This window comes from Pseudomonas sp. LS.1a (assembly GCF_022533585.1).
Taxonomy (GTDB): Bacteria; Pseudomonadota; Gammaproteobacteria; order Pseudomonadales; family Pseudomonadaceae; genus Aquipseudomonas.
Genome location: NZ_CP092827.1, coordinates 4,073,139 through 4,090,464, shown reverse-complemented (window position 1 = coordinate 4,090,464; position 17,326 = coordinate 4,073,139). Strand labels below are relative to the sequence as shown.

The window sequence follows — 17,326 nt, the reverse complement described above, 5'->3', positions numbered from 1 at the left end:
GTCCCGGGCTTTCAAGCCCGGCCAACACCCTGGATGTACCCTGATGAAAATAAGCTGGACGTGGTTCCACAAGCTGGGCTCTCCCAAATGGTTCTATGCCATCAGCGGCCGCATGCTGCCGTGGCTTGCCGGCGCAGCCGTGCTCCTGCTGCTGGTGGGCATCACCTGGGGCCTGGCCTTCGCTCCCCAGGACTACCAGCAAGGCAACAGCTTCCGCATCATCTACATCCACGTGCCGGCGGCGATGCTGGCGCAGTCCTGCTATGTGCTGCTGGCAGTGGCCGGGGTGGTGGGGCTGGTGTGGAAGATGAAACTGGCCGACGTCGCCTTGCAATGCGCCGCACCGATCGGTGCCTGGATGACCGCCGTGGCGCTGGTCACCGGCGCCATCTGGGGCAAGCCGACCTGGGGTAGCTGGTGGGTCTGGGATGCTCGCCTTACGTCCATGCTCATCCTGCTGTTCCTGTACTTCGGCATCATTGCGCTGGGCCAGGCAATCAGTAATCGTGACAGTGCAGCCAAGGCCTGTGCGGTACTGGCGATTGTCGGTGTGGTGAACATCCCGATCATCAAGTACTCGGTGGAGTGGTGGAACACCCTGCACCAGGGGGCCACCTTCACCCTCACGGAAAAACCGGCGATGCCCGCGGAAATGTGGCTGCCGCTGCTGTGCACGGCGCTGGGCTTCTACTGCTTCTTTGGCGCGGTGCTGTTGCTGCGCATGCGCCTTGAAGTGCTCAAGCGCGAGGCGCGCGCCAGTTGGGTCAAGGACGAAGTATTGAACAGCCTGGGGCGGAGGGCCGCACAATGAGTTTTGCCACCTTCGGTGACTTTCTCGCCATGGGCCACCATGGCCTGTACGTGTGGACGGCCTATGGCATCTGCCTGGCGGTGCTGGCGCTGAACGTCGCCGCGCCCGTGCTGGCCCGCCGTCGCTACCTGCAAGATGAGGCGCGCCGTTTGCGCCGGGAGAACAACCAGTGAATCCGCAGCGCAAGAAACGCCTGTTGCTCATCGTCGGCCTGCTGGTCGGCGTCGGGGTTGCCGTCGGCTTTGCCTTGAGCGCATTGCAGCAGAACATCAACCTGTTCTACACCCCGACCCAGATCGCCAACGGCGAGGCGCCGCTGGACACCCGCATCCGCGCCGGCGGCATGGTCGAGAAAGGCTCGGTGCAGCGTTCGTCCGATTCGCTGGACGTGCGCTTCGTGGTCACCGACTTCAACAAGTCGGTACCGATTACCTACCGTGGCATCCTCCCCGACCTGTTCCGCGAAGGCCAGGGCATCGTCGCCCTTGGCAAGCTCAACGCCGACGGTGTGGTGGTGGCCGATGAAGTACTGGCCAAGCACGACGAGAAGTACATGCCGCCCGAGGTCACCAAGGCCCTGAAGGAAAGCGGCCAGGCCGCCACCGGCGGGGAGGCCAAACCATGAACGCGGCGCTGGTGATCCCCGAACTGGGCCAGCTGGCGATGATCCTGGCGATCTGCTTTGCCGCCGTGCAGGCCAGCGTGCCGCTGCTCGGTGCCTGGCGTGGCGACAGCCTGTGGATGAGCCTGGCGCGGCCGGCGGCATGGGGGCAGTTCGCCTTCCTGGCTTTTGCCTTCGCCTGCCTCACCCATGCCTTCATGACCGACAACTTCTCGGTCGCCTATGTGGCCAGCAACTCCAACAGCGCCTTGCCCTGGTACTACAAGTTCAGCGCCGTGTGGGGCGCCCACGAAGGTTCGCTGCTGCTGTGGGCGCTGATCCTCGGCGGCTGGACCTTCGCCGTGTCGGTGTTCTCGCGGCAGTTGCCGCAGGTGATGCTGGCCCGCGTGCTGGCGGTAATGGGCATGATCAGCGTGGGCTTCCTGAGCTTCCTGATCATCACCTCCAACCCGTTCCAGCGCTTGCTGCCGCAGGTGCCGACCGATGGCCGTGACCTCAACCCGCTGCTGCAGGACTTTGGCCTGATCGTCCACCCGCCGATGCTGTACATGGGCTACGTCGGTTTCTCGGTGGCCTTCGCCTTTGCCATCGCCGCCTTGCTCGGCGGCCGCCTGGACGCCGCCTGGGCGCGCTGGTCGCGGCCCTGGACCATCGTTGCCTGGGCCTTCCTCGGCGTCGGCATTACCTTGGGCTCGTGGTGGGCCTACTATGAACTGGGCTGGGGTGGCTGGTGGTTCTGGGACCCGGTGGAAAACGCCTCGTTCATGCCTTGGCTGGTGGGCACGGCGCTGATCCACTCGCTTGCGGTGACCGAGAAGCGCGGGGTGTTCAAGAGCTGGACCGTGCTGCTGGCAATTGCCGCGTTCTCGCTGAGCCTGCTGGGTACCTTCCTGGTGCGTTCCGGTGTGCTGACCTCGGTGCACGCGTTTGCCGCCGACCCGTCGCGGGGCATTTTCATCCTGATCTTCCTGCTGTTCGTGGTCGGTGGTTCGCTCACCCTGTTCGCCCTGCGCGCACCGGTGGTCAAGAGCCAGGTCGGCTTTGCCCTGTGGTCGCGCGAGACACTGCTGCTGGCCAATAACCTGGTGCTGGTAGTGGCGGCCTCGATGATTCTGCTCGGCACCCTGTACCCACTGGTGCTCGATGCGCTGACCGGGGCCAAGCTGTCGGTCGGCCCACCGTATTTCGATGCCTTGTTCCTGCCGCTGATGGCGCTGCTGATGGTGGTGCTGGGCGTGGGCGTGGTGGTGCGCTGGAAAGACACCCCCGGCAAATGGCTGGCCAGCATGATGACCCCGGTGCTGCTTGGCAGCGCCATCCTTGCGCCGGTGGCGGGCTTTATCGTCGACGACTTCGACTGGCCGACCCTGACCGCCTTCGCCCTGGCTGCCTGGGTGGTGCTGGGCGGGCTACGTGACATACTCGACAAGACCCGCCACAAAGGCCTGCTCAAGGGCCTGCCCGGCCTGGGCCGCAGCTACTGGGGCATGCAGCTGGCGCACCTGGGCCTGGCGGTGTGCGCGCTGGGCGTGGTGCTGTCGAGCAACAACAGTGCCGAACGCGACCTGCGCATGGCGCCGGGCGAGAGCGTGGAGCTGGGCGGCTACCACTTCCTGTTCCAGGGGGCGAGGCACTTCGAAGGGCCGAACTTCATTTCCGACAAGGGCACTGTGGTGGTCAGCCGCGATGGCCGTGAAGTGACCACCCTGCACCCGGAAAAACGCCTGTATACCGTGCAGCAGTCGATGATGACCGAAGCCGGTATCGATGCCGGCTTTACCCGTGACCTGTATGTCGCCCTCGGCGAACCGCTGGAGAACGGCGCCTGGGCGGTGCGCGTACATATCAAGCCTTACGTCCGCTGGATCTGGCTGGGTGGTCTGCTGACCGGCCTGGGCGGGTTGCTGGCGGCCCTCGACCGGCGCTATCGCGTCAAGGTCAAGACCCGGGTGCGTGATGCCCTGGGCGTGTCTGGAGCAGCTGCATGAAGCGTTGGATCATGGTAGTCCCCCTGGCGGTATTCCTGCTGGTGGCGGTGTTCCTCTACAAGGGGCTTTTCCTCAAGCCCGACGAGCTGCCCTCGGCAATGATCGGCAAGCCTTTCCCGGCGTTTTCCCTGGCCTCGACCCAGGGCGACCGTACCCTGACCGAGGCCGACTTGCAGGGCCGCCCGGCACTGGTCAACGTGTGGGCCACCTGGTGCCCGTCGTGCAAGGTCGAGCACCCGTACCTGAACCAGCTGGCCCAGCAAGGCGTGGTGATCCACGGCGTCAACTACAAGGACGACAATGCGGCAGCCCTGAAGTGGCTGGCAGAGTTCCACAACCCCTACCAGCTGGACATTCGTGACGAGCAGGGCAGCCTGGGCCTGGACCTGGGCGTTTATGGCGCGCCGGAAACCTTCCTGATCGATGCCAAGGGCATCATCCGCTACAAGCACGTGGGCGTGGTCGATGCCACGGTCTGGCGTGAGCAGCTGGCGCCGCTGTACCAGGGCCTGGTCGACGAGGCCAAGCCATGAAGCGGGGGTTGGCAGCTGCCATGCTGGGGCTCTTCATGGGGTTGAGCCTGGCTGGCGTGGCCAAGGCGGCCATCGACACCTACCAGTTCCGCGACGATGCCGAGCGTGAGCGCTACCAGCAACTGACCAAGGAACTGCGTTGCCCCAAGTGCCAGAACCAGGATATCGCCGACTCCAATGCGCCAATTGCCGCCGACCTGCGCCGGGAAATCTTCCGCATGCTCGGCGAGGGCAAGAGCAACCAGCAGATCGTCGACTTCATGGTTGACCGCTATGGCGACTTCGTGCGCTACAAGCCGGCGCTCAGCGGGCGCACCTGGCTGCTGTGGTTCGGCCCGGGGATTTTGCTGGCCGGTGGTTTCGTGGTGCTGGCGCTGATCGTGCGCCGGCGCCGCAGTGCGGCCGTGCAGGGCGCCAATGAGTTGTCCGCCGAAGAACGCGAGCGTCTCGCCAAACTGCTGGAAAAAGAACAGACCCATGATTGAATTCTGGCTTAGCGCGGGCCTGCTGCTGCTCGCTGCCCTCAGCTTCCTGCTGATCCCGATCCTGCGTGGCCGTAGCCGTCAGCTGGAAGAAGACCGCACCGCCCTGAACGTGGCCCTGTACCAGGAACGCGTCGCCGAACTGGCTGCCCAGCAGGCCGCTGGCGTGCTCGACGAGGCGCAGATGGCCAAGGGCCGTGACGAGGCCGCCCGTGAGCTGCTGGCCGATACCGAAGGTGCCGAGCCCCCGCGCCAGGGCCACCTGGGCAAGGCCCTGCCGTTGCTGGCGGCGCTGCTGGTACCGCTGCTGGCATTGGGGCTGTACCTGCATTTTGGCGCAGCCGACAAGGTGCAACTGACCCAGGAGTTTGCCGAGGCGCCCAAGTCGATGGAAGAAATGACTGCCCGCCTTGAACGGGTAGTGCAGGCCCAGCCGGATTCGGCCGAGGCCATGTATTTCCTGGGCCGCGCCTATATGGCCGAGCAACGCCCCGCCGATGCTGCGCGTACCTTCGAGCGCGCCGTAGCCCTGGCCGGTCGCCAGCCCGAATTGCTCGGGCAGTGGGCACAGGCGCTGTACTTCGCCGCTGACAAGCAGTGGAGCCCGCAGTTGCAGGCGCTGACTGACGAGGCGCTGAAAGCCGACTCCAACGAAGTGACCAGCCTCGGTCTGCGTGGTATCGCCGCCTTCGAGGGTGAGCGTTACCAGGAGGCCATCGATTACTGGAAGCGCCTGCTGGCGCAGTTGCCGGAAGGCGATGCGTCGCGTGCGGCGTTGCAGGGCGGCATCGACCGTGCTGCCGAGCGCCTGGGTGGATCGCCAGGGCAGGCTACGGCGCCGGTGGCGGCTCGCTTGAAGGTGCGCGTGGAACTGGCGGCGGCGCTGAAGGACAAGGTCAAGCCGGACGACACGGTGTTCATTTTCGCCCGCGCCAGCAATGGCCCGCCCATGCCGCTGGCGGCCAAACGGGTGACCGTGGCGCAGTTGCCGATCGAGGTGGAATTGTCCGATGCTGACGCCATGATGCCGCAGATGAAACTGTCGGACTTTGCCGAAGTCCAACTCGTTGCACGTGTATCACGCGCTGGCCAGCCAACCCATGGCGAGTGGATTGGCCAGGGCACACCACTGCCCAGCGCCACCCAGGCCATTCAGCACCTGACCATCGACAGCCCCGATCCGTAAGAGAGCAATACCATGCACAGCATCGTCCGCCTGACCCTGATCACCCTGGCCCTGGGTTTGTCTGCGTGTACGGTGCATGAGCCGTACGAGCAGCCCGAACCACCGATCGAACGCCTGCCGCCGCAGCCGGGGCCAGCGGTCAAGCCCTTGCCGGACCGGCAGCCGGCCCCGAGCAAGCCTGCGGCTACGCCCAAGCCGATGCCACGTACCTCGGCCAGCTTCGCGCCGCCACCGGGCGGGGCGAGCCATTGGGACCCGAAGCTGGGCGTGTATGTGCTGGAGAAGAAGCCCAATACCTTCTACCGCCAGCGGACCTACTACCGCTTCGACAACGGCTGGAGCTGGTCGCTGAGCCCGGATGGTCCGTGGCAGGAAACTGACAGTAGCGGTGTACCCGGTGGCCTGGGGCGTGCGTTCGCCCAATAACTGCAACGGTGCTTTTGCTTTTGCTTTTGCTTTGCTTCTAAGCGCGCGACAGTTCAGGCGCCGCCGATTGCGACTTCAGGAGGCCGAGCGAAGGGCTTGCGGAGGGAGGTGACGGGCATGGATGCCCGTCAAGCGCTGAGGCCCCATGGATGGGGCCTGCAGCGCGTACTCCCGGGAGCAAGCCCGTAGCGAGGGGACCCCGTAGCGCAGCGGAGGGGCCGGATGATAGGAGCCAGCGTTTTTTGGTTACTTTTTGTCGCGTTTGACAAAAAGTGACCCGCCGTAAGGGCGGAAAGGTGACTTGGCGCCACCCGCTTGAATGAATGTCTACTCGATGTGAATGCCCACATCCAAAAAGCCAAAAAGCCAAAAAGCCAAAAAGCTTAAGCGACGGTTTTGATACAGCGAACAGTCCATTTACGATGGCGACGCTTACTCACCTTTTCGCCCTTACGGCGAGTCACTTTTTGCCAAACGCGGCAAAAAGTAACCAAAAAACGCTGGCTCCCATCATCCGGCCCCTACGCTGCGCTCCGGGGTCCCCTCGCTACGGGCTTGCTCCCGGGAGTACGCGCTGCAGGCCCCATCCATGGGGCCTCAGCGCTTGACGGGCATCCATGCCCGTCACCTCCCTCCGCAATACCTCTGCTCGGCCTCCTGAAGTCGCGAAGATCAAGATCAAGATCAACGGCAAGATCAAGATCAAGATCAAGATCAAGATCAAGATCAAGAGCAAGAGCAAGAGCAAGAGCAAGAGCAAGAGCAAGAGCAAGAGCAAGAGCAAGAGCAAGAGCAAGAGCAAGAGCAAGAGCAAGAGCAAGAGCATGCGCGGAGCTAAGCAGAACAGTGCAGTTTCACCTCGTTATTTCGGTTGACTGTACTGGCCAGTGACTCCGCATAATGCCCCTTCAAGAAAAGGAGGTGGCATGCACAAGACTGTCCTGGTGCTGGTGGAAACCGTCGACGACTACCTGCCCCTGCTGGAGCAGGCCGGCTACCGCTTGATCCGTGCCCCCTCGCCGCAACTTCGGGCCGAGGCCATCCAGCGCCATGCCCATGAAATCGAGGCCGTGCTCACCCGCGGCCCGCTGGGCCTGACTGGCGGCGAAATCGACGCTCTGCCCAAACTGCAGATCATCTGCGTGATCGGTGCCGGCTACGAGCAGGTCGACCTGGCCGCCGCCGCTGCGCGCGGCATCACCGTCACCAACGGCGCCGGGGCCAATGCCGACGCGGTCGCCGACCACGCCCTTGCCCTGCTGCTGGCGCTGTTGCGCGACATTCCCCGCGCCGATGCCAGTACCCGCCGGGGCGAATGGAACCGGGTGATCAGCCCCTCGGTGAGTGGCAAGCGCCTGGGCATTCTCGGCCTTGGTGCGGTGGGGCTGGCGATCGCCAGGCGCGCCCATCTGGGCTTCGCCATGCCCGTCAGCTACCACAGCCGCACGCCGCGCCAGGATGTGCCCTACACCTGGTACGACAGCCCGCTGCACCTGGCCGATGCCGTTGACATCCTGGTGGTGGCCACCCCCGGCGGTGCCAACACTCGCCACCTGGTCGATACCCAAGTGCTCGAGGCACTAGGGGCCGAGGGCTACCTGGTGAATATCGCCCGTGCCAGCGTGGTCGACACCCAGGCCCTGGTGACCGCGCTGCAGCACGGCCGGCTGGCGGGTGCGGCACTGGATGTGTTCGATGACGAGCCGGCTGTGCCCGATGCCCTCAAGGCGCTCGGCAACACCGTCCTCACGCCCCATGTGGCCGGCCAGTCGCCGGAGGCGGCGCGCGACACGGTGGCCCTGGTGCTGCGCAACCTGCAGGCGTTCTTTGCCGGTGAAGCCGTGTTGACCCCGGTACGCCAATAACCCTTTTTCATACATTTGCCTGGCCGTGATCGGGCAACAAGGAGTGTGTGCATGCAACTCGATATCTTCCAGGTCGATGCGTTTTCCACCAAACCGTTCGGGGGCAACCCGGCGGCAGTGATCCCGCTGCAAAGCTGGCTGCCGGACGATGTGCTGCAGCGCATCGCCGAAGAGAACAACCTGTCGGAAACCGCCTACTTCGTGCGCAACGGCGAAACCTTCGACTTGCGCTGGTTCACCCCGACCGTGGAAGTCGACCTGTGCGGCCATGCCACCCTGGCCTCGGCCTATGTGCTGTTCGAACAACTGGGCGAGCAGGCGCAGGTGCTGCGCTTCAACACCCGCAGTGGCGAGCTGCGTGTCAGCCGCAATGCCGATGGGCTGCTGGCCATGGACTTCCCGGCCAAGCAGCCGGTCGCCGTGGACATCCCGCCGGGCCTGTTGCAGGCGCTGGGCCTTAGCCAGGCACAGGCGCTGTACCGCAGTGACGACTATTTGGTAGTGATCGATGACGCCCTGTTGCTCGACACCCTGAAGCCGGACTTCGTTGCGCTGTCGGCCTTCGACGTGCGCGGTATCGCCGTGACGGCGGCAGGCGGTGGCTTTGATTTCGTCACCCGCTGGTTCGGCCCGCGGGTTGGCGTGAACGAAGACCCGGTGACCGGCTCGGCGCACACCTCGCTGGCGCCGGTATGGGCCGAGCGCCTGGGTAAAAACGCGCTGCGCTGCGAGCAGGGTGGGGCGCGCAAAGGTCAGTTGCAGTGCGAAGTGCCGGGTAATGGCCGGGTGATCATCAGCGGGCGGGCGGCGTTGTACCTGCGCGGTACGGTGTACATCTGATTCCCGGGTAACTGTCTTGTGCTGCCTGTGCCGGCCTCATCGCCGGCACAGGCATCTATACTTGCTGGCCCATCCACCGCTCAAGGAGCCAGCCATGGCCCTGGAAAAACACGGCACCTGCCTGTGCGGCGCCACCCGGCTCAAGGTCACCGTCGACAACACCCATATCAGCGCCTGCCACTGCAGCATGTGCCGCAAATGGACCGGCGGCCCGTTGCTGGTGGTGCACTGCAGCCAGCCACCGGTGATCGAAGGGCGCGCCCCCAGCGTGTACGAGTCCTCCGAGTGGGCTCAGCGCGGCTTCTGCGGCCAATGCGGTACGCACCTGTACTACCGGCTCAAGGCCAATGACTTCCATGCCGTGCCGGTCGGCCTGCTCGACGGCGACCAGGAGTGGGATTTCGACCTGCAGATTTTCGTCGAAGAGAAACCCGCCTGGTACTGCTTTGCCAACCAGACCAAGGAACTGACCGGCCAGGAAGCCTTCGAGCAGCTCGGCTGATCAAGACCAGACTTGCCAAACCGTTGCGTACCTGAGAAAACGGCGGCTTTGTTTCCAGCGTTGGAGTATGCCCCGTGAGCCAAGAACTGCAGATCATCGACCTTGTGGAGGGGGATGGCAAAGCCGCCGTCAAAGGCGCCCTGATCACCACCCAATACACCGGCTGGCTGGCCGACGGCAGCGAGTTCGACTCGTCGTGGTCACGTGGCAAACCGTTCCAGTGCGTGATCGGCACTGGCCGGGTGATCAAGGGCTGGGACCAGGGCTTGATGGGCATGCGCGTGGGCGGCAAGCGCAAGCTGCTGGTACCTGCGCATCTGGGCTATGGCGAACGCAGCGTCGGGGCGATTCCGCCGAATTCGGATTTGACCTTCGAGATCGAATTGCTGGAAGTGCTGACGCGGGACGATTGACTGGCCTATTGCAACCCGATGTTCTTGCGCCCTACACAATTCAGCAACACCCATCCTCTAGCGTAAGCCAGGCCCAGGGAACGGCATCCACCTCCAGGGAGGAACCAAACGGGTTCAGGGCACTCTCACCCTCACTCGTTGCCAAGGACGGCATTCACTACAAGGATGCCCCGCCGTGCTGTTGGCGGGGTGATGTGGCGGGTCAACCCGATTTTTCTGCCACACGAGCCTGCCTTGATGAAGTTGCCAACATTCTTCCGCCGTCGTCGCCACTGGTTGCTGAGCCTGGTGCTGACAGCCCTCGCCGTACCGCTGGCGCTGGAGGCTGTCGAAAGCCGTGCGCAGCCGGTGGATGGCACCCAGACCCTGGTATTCCTGCGCCACGCCGAGAAACCGGGCGAAGGGTTGGGCCAGTTGAACTGCCAGGGCCTCAACCGTGCGCTGGACCTGGCTAGCGTGCTTCCCGAGCGTTTTGGCAAGGCCGATTACGTGTTCGCTGCCAACCCCTCGCGGCATGTGGAGGAAGGCAGCAAGGACGAGAGCTACAGCTATATCCGCCCGCTGATGACCATCAGCCCCAGTGCCATTCGCCTGGGCTTGCCGGTAAACATCGACTACGGCGCCAACGACACTGACGAACTGGCCGAAGAGCTGCTGCGCGACAAGTACCGTAACGCGACCGTGTACACCGCCTGGTCGCACGGCTATCTCCCCGACCTGATCAATGCCGTGGCTGGCAAGGCCCTGGGTGAAGAGCGGGTGATCACCGAGGACTGGAGCGGCGACGACTTCGATACCCTCTACGTGCTGACCCTGACCTGGCACGACGGCAAGGCCAGCCTGCTCAGCCGCAACGTGCGCCAGGGCCTGAATGATGGTGCACATAGCTGCCCGACCTGATCCGCTGGTACTGCTCTGCCAGGAAGCCTGAATAATGATGCCGGCCTCTTCGCGGGTAAACCCGCTCCCACAGGTACTGCACAAGCCCCGAGAGCAATGCGGTCCCTGTGGGAGCGGGTTTACCCGCGAAGAGGCCAGGTCAGGCGAAAGATGCCTAACGCCCGAACCGCATCGGCCAACCCACCACTTTCTTCGCCCGTGGCGTGGCATAGGTACGTACCTTGGAGGTACTCAAGCCCATGCGCACCAGCGATTCGGCAATGGTCACCGCTGCGCTCACACCATCCACCACCGGCACGCCGGTGCGCTGGCGGATCTGCTCGTCCAGCCCGGCCATGCCGCCGCAACCCAGGCAGATCACCTCGGCCTTGTCCTCACGCACGGCGCGTTCTGCCTGCTCGACAATCGCCTCCACGGCGCGCTGCGGGTCGGCTTCCAGCTCCAGCACCGCCAGCCCGCTGGCCCGTACCGATGCGCAGCGCTCATACAGGCCGGAGAGCTTCAGGCGGTCTTCGATCAGCGGCACGGTGCGGTCCAGGGTGGTTACCACCGAGTAGGCATGGCCCAGGTACATCGCCGTGCTGGCGGCAGCATCGGTAATGTCCACCACTGGCACATTCAGCAGTTCCTGCAGGCCTTCGCGGCCGTGTTCGCCATAACCCGCCTGGATCACGGCGTCATAGGGGCCCTCATAGGCCAGCACACGGTCCATCACCGCAATGGCGGCCAGGTAACTTTCGAAGTTGCCTTCCACCGACTCGGCACCGAACCACGGGGTGAGGCCGATGATCTCGGTACCGGGTGCGGCCACCGCACGGGCCTGTTCGGCAATGGCTTCGGTGATGGCTTCGGTGGTGTTGACGTTGGCGATCAGAATACGCATGGGCGGTCCTCCCTGACTAATGGCTGCTGTGGTCAACGGCGATGCACTCGCCGCTGACGTCGTGGTATTGGCGTTTGCGTGGTGCGATCAGCAGGTACAGGGCGGCGGCGATGCCGGCACCGATCAGCCAGGAGAATGGCGCCACGCTGTGGAAGTTGGGCACCAGGGCCAGGACGATGGCCAGCAGCGCGGCCGGCACGAAGGCGGCCACCGCGCGCAGGTTGATGCCCTTGGTGTAGTGGTAGGCGCCGGCCGGGTCTTCGCTGTACAGCTGCGGCACGTTGATGCAGCCTTTGCGCAGCAACCAGTAGTCGGACATGATCACCCCGTACAGCGGGCCGAGCAGGGCACCCAGGCCGGACAGGAAGTACACGATCACCAGCGGGCTGTTGTACAGGTTCCACGGCAGGATCAGCACCGCCAGGGTGGCGCTGATCAGCCCGGCGCGGCGGAAGTTCAGGTGGCGTGGTGCCAGGTTGCTGAGGACGAAGGCCGGGGCGACGAAGTTGGCCATGATGTTCACCGCCACGGTGACGATCAGGAAGGCCAGGCAGCCCAGGACCAGGAACGCTGTGCTGGGGATGGCGGCGACGATCTGGGTCGGGCTGTCGATGATCTGGCCGTTGATCCGGAACTGCGCGCCGCACAGCACCACGGTGATCATGGCGAACACCAGGATGTTCACCGGCAGGCCCCAGAAGTTGCCGACGCGGATGGTCTTGCGGCATGGCGAGGAGCGGGCGAAGTCACAGAAGTTCAGCACCAGGGTGCCGTAGATCGCCAGCCACAGTGCGCCGCCGGCAAAGATGTTGCGCCACATCTCGGAGCCGGTCAGCGGTTCGGCCACCGACCAGGCGATGCGGGCGTCGGCCTTGAAGTACATGAACACCGCCAGGGCGGCGACGGTCAGCAAAATCACCGGGCCGGCGAAGGCCTCGTAGCGGCGCACCATCTCCATGCCGTAGGCCAGGATCACCAGTTGCACCAGCCAGATCGACACGAAGCACACCCAGCCCAGGCTCGACAGGCCGAGGATGCTGTCATGGTCGTAGGCTGCCATTTGCGGCCATACGGCGGTGAGCAGCACGCGCAGCACCACCGAAGCCAGGTAAGTCTGGATGCCGAACCAGGCGATGGCGATGACCGCGCGGATCAGCGCCGGGATCTGCGCGCCGTGGATACCGAAGGCGATGCGGCTGATGACCGGGAACGGCACGCCGGTCTTCTGGCCCATGTAGCCGGAGAGGTTCATGAAGAAGTACACCAGCGCCGCGCCGATGGCCAGCGACAGCAGGATCTGCCAGCCACCCAGGCCGAGGGCGAACAAGCCCATGGCGAACGAGTAGTTGGCGATGTTGTGCACATCGTTGGTCCACAGCGCGAAGATGCTGTAGCGGCCCCAGCGACGGCCTTCGACGCGTGTCGGGGCGAGGTCGCGGTTGTGCAGGCGCGGGCTCAGGGCAAGTTCCGGCTGGTGGCCGGCAAGAGGGGAAGCGGGGTGGGTGCTGGCGACGGATAGTTCAGGGGCAAGGTCGAGGCTGGTACTCATTCCGGCGGGCTCCTGATGCACGTGACTGCGATGAGCGGGCATGCGCACGGGCTCGCCATCTCGTCGGTGCAGCGTTGGCATCTCAGGGTTTGGGGCGCGGCGGCCGATGTTGGGTCGGCGTCGCGGGTTCTTGTGTACTTATGTTTTGATTGGTTTGTATACAAAACACGAACACACAAAAGCGAGTTCCATGCCAAGGGAAAAGCAACTTTCAGCTGGTCATAATTTCTAATCTATATATTTCAAGTATAAGTTAATGAAATAAATGGAATATAAGTTGACCAAGTGAACAGATTTAAATTCCTGGCGGGCTTATTAGTTGATCGATTGGTCAAAATTAGTTGTGGGAAGTGTGTAACGTATTGGGGCGCTATTTTGAAAAGTGCACACAAGAATGGCACCTATGGTGACATTCTTGTGTACAAAAATTAGTCAGCTTTTCCCTGTGCCGGCCGCTTCGCGGGCGCGCCCGCACCCACAGGGACCGCACAGCATCCTGGACTGTGGAGATCCTGTGGGAGCGGGCGTGCCCGCGAAGAGGCCGGCACAGGTGAAACTCAGTCCATCGGCGGCAACCGCCGCTTCACCGGGGTCTTCTTGATGATGGCGGTATTGGTCTCGGCCACCGTATAGAGGCGGTCGAGCAGGGTGTCCAGTTGCTCCATCGAGCGTACATGCAGGCGGGCAATGAAGCAGTCTTCGCCAATAACCTTGTCGCACTCGGTGAATTCGGGAATGGCGATGATCTGCCGCTCCACCTCTTGCAACTGCCCCGGTAGCGGGCGGATGCGCACGATGGCCTGCAACTGGTAGCCAAAGGCGCGCGGGTCGATCTCTACGGTGTAACCGCGCAACACGCCGCGCTCCTCCAGGCGGCGCAGGCGTTCGCTGACGCTGGGCGCCGACAGCCCGCTGATTTGCGCCAGGGCCTTGAGCGAGCGGCGCGAGTCTTCCATCAGCGCGTTGATCAGCAGTTGGTCGATGGCATCGGTCATGGTCACCTCGATAAGGTTATTCGCGTGATTTACCTTGATAGTAAAGGCAAGCACCCAGATCTTCCTTCGTTATCCGCTGGAAGGCCGGCCGGCAACCTTTGCATACTGTGTCCATCGTCAACAGGAGGTGTGAGATGGACAGTTCATTGCGTCGTGGCTCGCTGGAAATGGTTGCCGCCATGCTGATTTCCGGGACCATCGGCTGGTTCGTGCTGGTGTCCGGCCAGCCGGTGCTCGAGGTGGTGTTCTGGCGCTGCGTGTTCGGTGCCGTGACCTTGCTGGCGATTTGCGCGGGGTTCGGCTTCCTGCGGCCAGGCGTGATCAGCCGCACCGCATTCCTGCTGGCGATTGCCAGCGGTGTGGCCATCGTCGGCAACTGGGTGCTGCTGTTCGCCTCCTACTCGCGGGCGTCGATTGCCATCGGCACGGCGGTGTACAACGTGCAGCCGTTCATGCTGGTGGGGCTGGCGGCAGTGTTCCTGGGCGAGAAGATCACCTTGGCCAAGGTTACCTGGCTGAGCGTGGCGTTCCTCGGCATGCTGGCGATCGTGAGTGCCCATGGTGCGGGGCAGGGTGGCGGTGAGGATTATTTGCTGGGCATTGCGCTGGCGCTGGGGGCGGCCTTCCTGTATGCCATTGCGGCATTGATCATCAAGCGCCTGAGTGGCACGCCGCCGCACCTGATCGCGCTGATCCAGGTGGCCACGGGTGTGCTGTTGCTGGCTCCGTGGGTGAAGCTGGGCGGGTTGCCGGGTGAAGTGCCGGCGCTGGCCAGCCTGGTGACCTTGGGCATGGTGCACACCGGCTTGATGTATGTGCTGCTGTACAGCGCCATCCAGCGCCTGCCCACGGCGTTGACCGGGGCGCTGTCGTTCATTTACCCGATTGCGGCGATTCTGGTGGACTGGGTGGCGTTCGGGCACCGGCTGGCGCCGCTGCAGTGGCTGGGGGTGGCGTTGATCCTGTTGGCGGCAGCGGGGATGCAGCAGGGGTGGTGGTTCCGGCCAGCGCGGGTTGTGGCCGAGGAATGAGGTGGTCTTGCCGGCCTTTTCGCGGGTAAACCCGCTCCCACAGGTGCTGCACATGCTTCGGGCCTGTGCTGTACCTGTGGGAGCGGGTTTACCCGCGAAAGGGCTCGCAAGGTAGAATGCCGCTTTTGCCTGCCTGCGACCCATGATGACTTCGCCGATCCAGACTCTGGAGCAACACCTGCTCGCCGCCCTCGACCCTGCCCCGCAGGAAACCCGCCGCCTGTTCCACGGCCGTGGTCGCTGCTGGGCGGGCCTGGAGCAGGTCACTGTCGACTGGTTGCAAGGGGTGCTGTCGGTCGCCCTGTTCCGCGAGCCGCCTGAAGGCCAGCTGGCCGAACTGGAGGCCATGCTGCGCACGCTCGCCGAGCGCCCGCAGTGGGCTGGCCAGGCCATCCTTGTCCAGCATCGCTACCTGCCCGACAGCCCGGGCCAGTGGCTGCTGGGCGAGCCGTGCCAGCAGCGCGAGGTGGTCGAGGACGGCCTGACCTACCTGCTGGACCTGGGCGTGCGGCAGAACAATGGCCTGTTCCTCGACATGCGCTATGGCCGGCGCTGGGTGCGCGAGCAGGCGGCAGGCAAGCGCGTGCTGAACCTGTTCGCCTACACCTGCGGTTTCTCGGTGGCGGCGATTGCCGGTGGCGCCGAGCAGGTGGTGAACCTGGACATGGCCAAGTCGGCGTTGTCCCGGGGCCGCGACAACCACCGCCTGAATGGCCACGATGCGTCGCGGGTGGCGTACCTGGGGCACGAGCTGTTCAAGTCGTGGGGCAAGGTGCGCAAGTACGGGCCTTACGACCTGATCATCATCGACCCGCCGACCTTCCAGCGCGGTAGTTTTGTGCTGACCCAGGATTACGCGAAGATCCTGCGGCGCTTGCCGGAGCTGTTGAGCGAGGGTGGGACGGTGCTGGCGTGCGTGAACGACCCGGGCATCGGGCCGGAGTTCCTGATCGAGGGAATGGCGGAGCAGGCGCCTTCGCTGGCATTCGTCGAGCGGCTGGAGAACCCGCCGGAATTTCCTGACGTGGACCCGGCGGGCGGCTTGAAGGCCCTGGTATTCCGCCAGGTTTGATGTTGCCCTTGCCGGCCTCTTCGCGGGCACGCCCGCTCCCACCGGTACCGTGCAAAACCTGAGGGCTGTGGGGTACCTGTGGGAGCGGCTTTAGCCGCGAAGAGGCCGGTAAGGCTTACATCAATTACTGATTGTTGGTGTAGATCTGGTCAAACACCCCACCATCATTGAAGTGGGTCTTCTGCACGGTGCGCCAGTCACCAAAGGTCTTCTCCACCGACAGGAAGTCCACTTTCGGGAAGCGGTCGGTGTACTTGGCCAGTACCGTCGCATCACGCGGGCGCAGGTAGTTCTGTGCGGCGATTTCCTGGGCGGCTGGCGACCACAGGTACTTCAGGTATTCCTCGGCCGCGGCCTGGGTGCCTTTCTTCGCCACCACCTTGTCGACCACGCTGACCGGCGGTTCGGCTTCGGCGGAAACGCTCGGGTAGACCACTTCGAACTGGTCGCGGCCAAACTCGCGGGCGATCATCTCGGCTTCGTTCTCGAAGGTCACCAGCACGTCGCCGATCTGGTTGGTCATGAACGTAGTGGTGGCGGCACGGCCACCAGTGTCCAGCACCGGCGCCTGCTTGAACAGCTTGCCGACGAAGTCCTTGGCCTTGTTTTCATCACCGCCTTGCTTGAGCACATAGCCCCAGGCCGACAGGTAGGTGTAGCGGCCGTTACCCGAGGTCTTGGGGTTGGGCACGATCACCTGTACGCCATCCTTGAGCAGATCGGGCCAGTCTTTCAGCGCCTTGGGGTTACCCTTGCGCACGATGAACACAGTGGCCGAGGTGAACGGCGCGCTGTTGTTCGGCAGGCGGCTTACCCAGTTGTCCGGCACCAGCTTGCCGTTGTCGGCCAGGGCGTTGATGTCGGTGGCCATGTTCATGGTGATGACATCGGCCGGCAGGCCATCGATCACCGCTCGCGCCTGTTTGCTCGAACCGCCGAAGGACATCTGCACGTTGACCTTCTCGTTGTGCTCGGCTTCCCAGTGTTTCTGGAAGGCCGGGTTGTAGTCCTTGTAGAAGTCGCGCATCACGTCGTAGGACACGTTCAGCAGGGTGGGGGCAGCCTGGGCGAAATTGCCCAGGGCAAGGCCTGCGGCGAGCAGCGAGGCGGTGAAGAGTTTTTTCACGTTGCTTCCTTGTTATCGAGAAGGTGTTGGCAGTTTGCCTGCGACTATAGCGGGTGGGTTTGTAGGGTTTAAAGAACAAAAAACACTTTGGTTATGCCACTG

The 17,326-nt window shown here is 63.8% G+C and carries 20 protein-coding genes; 16 read left to right on the top strand and 4 right to left on the bottom strand.

Annotated features, from left to right (window positions below):
- Window positions 1-43: 43 nt before the first annotated feature.
- The 14 genes from MKK04_RS18950 (at window position 44) to MKK04_RS18885 (ending at window position 10,568) form a co-directional block, all read left to right on the top strand.
- Window positions 44-811, top strand: coding sequence for a heme ABC transporter permease (locus tag MKK04_RS18950; RefSeq protein WP_012273476.1), 768 nt, complete (start codon window positions 44-46; stop codon window positions 809-811).
- Window positions 808-984 (top strand): heme exporter protein CcmD, encoded by a 177-nt coding sequence (gene ccmD, locus MKK04_RS18945; protein WP_013973562.1) that lies wholly within the window; start codon window positions 808-810, stop codon window positions 982-984. Before MKK04_RS18950 ends, ccmD begins: the two co-directional genes overlap by 4 nt.
- Entirely contained in the window at window positions 981-1,436 is a 456-nt protein-coding gene (gene ccmE, locus MKK04_RS18940) for a cytochrome c maturation protein CcmE (RefSeq protein WP_019096399.1), read from the top strand. Before ccmD ends, ccmE begins: the two co-directional genes overlap by 4 nt.
- Before the next feature lie 11 nt (window positions 1,437-1,447).
- Entirely contained in the window at window positions 1,448-3,421 is a 1,974-nt protein-coding gene (locus MKK04_RS18935; protein ID WP_015271186.1) for a heme lyase CcmF/NrfE family subunit, read from the top strand.
- A complete protein-coding gene (locus MKK04_RS18930; RefSeq protein WP_063912812.1) occupies window positions 3,418-3,954 on the top strand; it encodes a DsbE family thiol:disulfide interchange protein in 537 nt (178 codons plus the stop codon). Before MKK04_RS18935 ends, MKK04_RS18930 begins: the two co-directional genes overlap by 4 nt.
- Window positions 3,951-4,439: a cytochrome c-type biogenesis protein gene (locus MKK04_RS18925; protein WP_233687583.1), complete on the top strand. Its 489-nt coding sequence runs from the start codon at window positions 3,951-3,953 to the stop codon at window positions 4,437-4,439. The genes MKK04_RS18930 and MKK04_RS18925 overlap by 4 nt, the downstream gene beginning before the upstream one ends.
- Window positions 4,432-5,622, top strand: coding sequence for a c-type cytochrome biogenesis protein CcmI (gene ccmI / locus MKK04_RS18920; RefSeq protein ID WP_233687584.1), 1,191 nt, complete (start codon window positions 4,432-4,434; stop codon window positions 5,620-5,622). Before MKK04_RS18925 ends, ccmI begins: the two co-directional genes overlap by 8 nt.
- A 12-nt stretch (window positions 5,623-5,634) precedes the next feature.
- Entirely contained in the window at window positions 5,635-6,048 is a 414-nt protein-coding gene (locus tag MKK04_RS18915; RefSeq protein WP_144174388.1) for a hypothetical protein, read from the top strand.
- 617 nt (window positions 6,049-6,665) lie between these two features.
- Window positions 6,666-6,923, top strand: a complete 258-nt coding sequence (locus MKK04_RS18910; RefSeq protein ID WP_241105885.1) for a hypothetical protein — start codon at window positions 6,666-6,668, stop codon at window positions 6,921-6,923.
- Between the two features lie 51 nt (window positions 6,924-6,974).
- Complete coding sequence (locus MKK04_RS18905; RefSeq protein ID WP_233687586.1) at window positions 6,975-7,913, top strand: 2-hydroxyacid dehydrogenase; 939 nt, start codon at window positions 6,975-6,977, stop codon at window positions 7,911-7,913.
- 51 nt (window positions 7,914-7,964) lie between these two features.
- Window positions 7,965-8,753, top strand: coding sequence for a PhzF family phenazine biosynthesis protein (locus MKK04_RS18900; protein WP_241105884.1), 789 nt, complete (start codon window positions 7,965-7,967; stop codon window positions 8,751-8,753).
- Window positions 8,754-8,847: 94 nt separating this feature from the next.
- Window positions 8,848-9,255, top strand: a complete 408-nt coding sequence (locus tag MKK04_RS18895) for a GFA family protein (protein WP_207829946.1) — start codon at window positions 8,848-8,850, stop codon at window positions 9,253-9,255.
- A 74-nt stretch (window positions 9,256-9,329) separates the two neighbouring features.
- Window positions 9,330-9,668, top strand: coding sequence for an FKBP-type peptidyl-prolyl cis-trans isomerase (locus MKK04_RS18890; RefSeq protein WP_003254365.1), 339 nt, complete (start codon window positions 9,330-9,332; stop codon window positions 9,666-9,668).
- Between the two features lie 237 nt (window positions 9,669-9,905).
- Entirely contained in the window at window positions 9,906-10,568 is a 663-nt protein-coding gene (locus MKK04_RS18885; protein ID WP_233687588.1) for a histidine phosphatase family protein, read from the top strand.
- 154 nt (window positions 10,569-10,722) lie between these two features.
- Here the strand turns inward: MKK04_RS18885 and MKK04_RS18880 are convergent, their stop codons facing one another.
- The 3 genes from MKK04_RS18880 to MKK04_RS18870 all read right to left on the bottom strand — a co-directional run bounded on the left by MKK04_RS18880 (window position 10,723) and on the right by MKK04_RS18870 (window position 13,995).
- Window positions 10,723-11,451, bottom strand: coding sequence for an aspartate/glutamate racemase family protein (locus tag MKK04_RS18880; protein WP_207829951.1), 729 nt, complete (start codon window positions 11,449-11,451; stop codon window positions 10,723-10,725).
- A 16-nt stretch (window positions 11,452-11,467) separates the two neighbouring features.
- Window positions 11,468-13,000: an NCS1 family nucleobase:cation symporter-1 gene (locus MKK04_RS18875; RefSeq protein WP_241105883.1), complete on the bottom strand. Its 1,533-nt coding sequence runs from the start codon at window positions 12,998-13,000 to the stop codon at window positions 11,468-11,470.
- A 557-nt stretch (window positions 13,001-13,557) separates the two neighbouring features.
- Window positions 13,558-13,995: an Lrp/AsnC family transcriptional regulator gene (locus MKK04_RS18870; RefSeq protein ID WP_063913077.1), complete on the bottom strand. Its 438-nt coding sequence runs from the start codon at window positions 13,993-13,995 to the stop codon at window positions 13,558-13,560.
- 134 nt (window positions 13,996-14,129) lie between these two features.
- Here MKK04_RS18870 and MKK04_RS18865 point away from each other — a divergent pair, with 134 nt between their 5' ends.
- Window positions 14,130-15,026, top strand: coding sequence for a DMT family transporter (locus MKK04_RS18865; RefSeq protein WP_024087447.1), 897 nt, complete (start codon window positions 14,130-14,132; stop codon window positions 15,024-15,026).
- A 145-nt stretch (window positions 15,027-15,171) separates the two neighbouring features.
- Entirely contained in the window at window positions 15,172-16,098 is a 927-nt protein-coding gene (locus tag MKK04_RS18860) for a class I SAM-dependent methyltransferase (protein ID WP_087503272.1), read from the top strand.
- 124 nt (window positions 16,099-16,222) lie between these two features.
- Here MKK04_RS18860 and MKK04_RS18855 read toward each other — a convergent pair whose 3' ends face one another.
- On the bottom strand, window positions 16,223-17,224 hold the full coding sequence (locus MKK04_RS18855; RefSeq protein WP_046615020.1) for a sulfate ABC transporter substrate-binding protein: 1,002 nt from the start codon (window positions 17,222-17,224) through the stop codon (window positions 16,223-16,225).
- Window positions 17,225-17,326 lie beyond the last annotated feature (102 nt).

Bases quoted from the DNA above. Each gene is read 5' to 3' on its own strand.
- ccmI (WP_233687584.1), top strand. From the start codon at position 4,432: ATGATTGAATTCTGGCTTAGCGCGGGCCTGCTGCTGCTCGCTGCCCTC.
- MKK04_RS18885 (WP_233687588.1), top strand. From the start codon at position 9,906: ATGAAGTTGCCAACATTCTTCCGCCGTCGTCGCCACTGGTTGCTGAGC.
- MKK04_RS18905 (WP_233687586.1), top strand. From the start codon at position 6,975: ATGCACAAGACTGTCCTGGTGCTGGTGGAAACCGTCGACGACTACCTG.
- MKK04_RS18915 (WP_144174388.1), top strand. From the start codon at position 5,635: ATGCACAGCATCGTCCGCCTGACCCTGATCACCCTGGCCCTGGGTTTG.
- MKK04_RS18925 (WP_233687583.1), top strand. From the start codon at position 3,951: ATGAAGCGGGGGTTGGCAGCTGCCATGCTGGGGCTCTTCATGGGGTTG.
- ccmD (WP_013973562.1), top strand. From the start codon at position 808: ATGAGTTTTGCCACCTTCGGTGACTTTCTCGCCATGGGCCACCATGGC.
- MKK04_RS18860 (WP_087503272.1), top strand. From the start codon at position 15,172: ATGACTTCGCCGATCCAGACTCTGGAGCAACACCTGCTCGCCGCCCTC.
- MKK04_RS18865 (WP_024087447.1), top strand. From the start codon at position 14,130: ATGGACAGTTCATTGCGTCGTGGCTCGCTGGAAATGGTTGCCGCCATG.
- MKK04_RS18910 (WP_241105885.1), top strand. From the start codon at position 6,666: ATGCCCGTCACCTCCCTCCGCAATACCTCTGCTCGGCCTCCTGAAGTC.
- MKK04_RS18870 (WP_063913077.1), bottom strand. From the start codon at position 13,995: ATGACCGATGCCATCGACCAACTGCTGATCAACGCGCTGATGGAAGAC.
- MKK04_RS18950 (WP_012273476.1), top strand. From the start codon at position 44: ATGAAAATAAGCTGGACGTGGTTCCACAAGCTGGGCTCTCCCAAATGG.
- MKK04_RS18880 (WP_207829951.1), bottom strand. From the start codon at position 11,451: ATGCGTATTCTGATCGCCAACGTCAACACCACCGAAGCCATCACCGAA.
- MKK04_RS18875 (WP_241105883.1), bottom strand. From the start codon at position 13,000: ATGAGTACCAGCCTCGACCTTGCCCCTGAACTATCCGTCGCCAGCACC.
- MKK04_RS18930 (WP_063912812.1), top strand. From the start codon at position 3,418: ATGAAGCGTTGGATCATGGTAGTCCCCCTGGCGGTATTCCTGCTGGTG.
- MKK04_RS18895 (WP_207829946.1), top strand. From the start codon at position 8,848: ATGGCCCTGGAAAAACACGGCACCTGCCTGTGCGGCGCCACCCGGCTC.
- MKK04_RS18900 (WP_241105884.1), top strand. From the start codon at position 7,965: ATGCAACTCGATATCTTCCAGGTCGATGCGTTTTCCACCAAACCGTTC.